Origin of the sequence: Bifidobacterium simiiventris (genome assembly GCF_019331715.1) — a bacterium.
Lineage (GTDB): Bacteria > Actinomycetota > Actinomycetes > Actinomycetales > Bifidobacteriaceae > Bifidobacterium > Bifidobacterium simiiventris.
In genome coordinates, this window is sequence record NZ_JAHBBG010000027.1 from 1 (window position 1) to 1793 (window position 1793).

The 1793-nt window shown below is 53.7% G+C and carries 2 protein-coding genes; both read left to right on the forward strand.

Translation table 11 applies throughout. From position 1 onward, the window contains the following. On the forward strand, positions 1–135 hold a 135-nt coding region (locus KIH76_RS11805; RefSeq protein WP_219070778.1), incomplete at its 5' end, for an InlB B-repeat-containing protein. 771 nt (positions 136–906) lie between these two features. Beyond that, positions 907–1476 carry an ImmA/IrrE family metallo-endopeptidase gene (locus KIH76_RS11450; protein WP_338023683.1) on the forward strand — a complete coding sequence of 190 codons (570 nt, stop codon included), beginning with the start codon at positions 907–909 and terminating at the stop codon, positions 1474–1476. Positions 1477–1793 lie beyond the last annotated feature (317 nt).

The following is a 1793-nucleotide window of genomic DNA, read 5'->3' on the forward strand; positions in this document are numbered from 1 at the left end:
AAGAATCCGACGCGTTCCGGCTATTCGTTCGATGGCTGGTATACGGAGAAGTCGGGTGGTTGGAAGTTCGACTTCAACAAGCAGGGTGTGTGGTACAGTTTCACCCTGTACGCGCACTGGACCAAGCGCAAGTGAATAAGTAACTATCGCACTATATGAGGCGGCCATGTTCACATATAATCTGTGGACGTGTCCGCCTCATACGTTTCGGGACAGATAGGCGCTATTTCGGTGTGTGTGAATTACACCTGTCCTAAGGTGACGTCGTGCAGATTGTCCGTGCCTCGATAGGATTCGTTAGTCCATACGAGCTTATGTCTACACACGCTATTCGTCCGTTTTTACTAGTTCAGCGTCGTCTAGATCTCCGACCATGCCGGTTGAGAGCTGTGGACTTGTGTTTTCGATGCCGTCCTCGCCTTTTCGTTTTTCGATTAGCGTGTTTCGCTGTTGACGGGAGCGACCGGTCGATGGTGGTCCAGATCTTTTTCATGAATGAAAACAGGAGTTTCTTGATGAAGAAGCTCATCAGTGAGGTGCAGAGAGTGCCGGGTAAGTCAGCGGCAGCGTGCTGTATTGTTTGGACGATGATGCCCCATATGCGCAACAAGATATGGGACGTGGTACCGGCAAAAAGTGTTAATAGTATCGGTAAGTAGTGAAGTATCTCGTCTGACTTGCTCATGCTGAACGCATGCGTCCGGCAGCCAAGTCATTAGTGGGGAGGAGTGCGAGAATCGCATGATATCGCCCGACACGCCGAAGTGTGAAAGGCGCCAGATGTCGGTTCGACACCCAAGACGGGGACTGTCTCGGAAAGTGTGTAACTGGCTTTGATCGCCGGCTCTACGAACCGGCGGGAAATGGGCCTGTGATGAGCATGCCGACTGGGACTGTGTCTGTTCAATAGGAAGTGGGCCGGTCGAGGTGGTGCTGTTGGATGACGTGGTGCCTCTGATCTTCGTCAATCGCAATGATTCCTATGCGGCGATGCTGTTCTCTCTCCTGCATGAGATCGGTCACGTGCTGCTTGGCTCCAATGAGGTGTACAACGACTCCTCCACTGACAGCAGCAATGGCGTCGAACGCAAGATCAACCAGGCCGTCGTCCTGTCGGTCGTGGATGACGAAGCGGAATTCCGTGCGTACTGGAGGCAGGCGGCTGAGCATGGTGCTCATGTGCAGGACATTGCGGATGATTGCGCGAAAAGGTACGGTCTGAGCGCTTTGGCATTGACGATTCACGCCCGTAAGCTTGGCTTGGCCAGTGACGAGGACGTGCGTCTGATCCGCGCCCTGAGCGAACGGCGTGTGACGGATACGGAGGCTGCCGGTTCCGGCGGCAATCAGAACCTGACGAACGCTTCCCATCTGGACACGAGATTCGTGCGCATGATCCGGGACGGTGTCGACCGGGGAAGCCTGCCCTATTCCGATGGCCTGTCCCTGCTGCGTCAGGTCCATGCACGCCTATGACGGCCTGCTCGAGGCTTGGATCAGTGAGTGATCTGTTTCTGTTGGGCTCTGTGCCTGTTTAATAGGAAGTGGGCCGGTTGAGCGTGTGTAACACCCGGTGTTCAAACCTCTGAATAATCACAATCAGTCTCGGCTTCAGTCTCGGAATGAATCTGAAGCTTTGAAAAAAACTATTTTTTTTGCACGCTCAGTGCACTATTTTTTGTACATCAATAGTATAAAATGATGTACATGACAGACTACATCCCCCGCCCCCTGGCCGAGACGATCCTCAACGCGAGGCGCAAGACCGTGATCCTCGAAGGCGCACGCGCGGT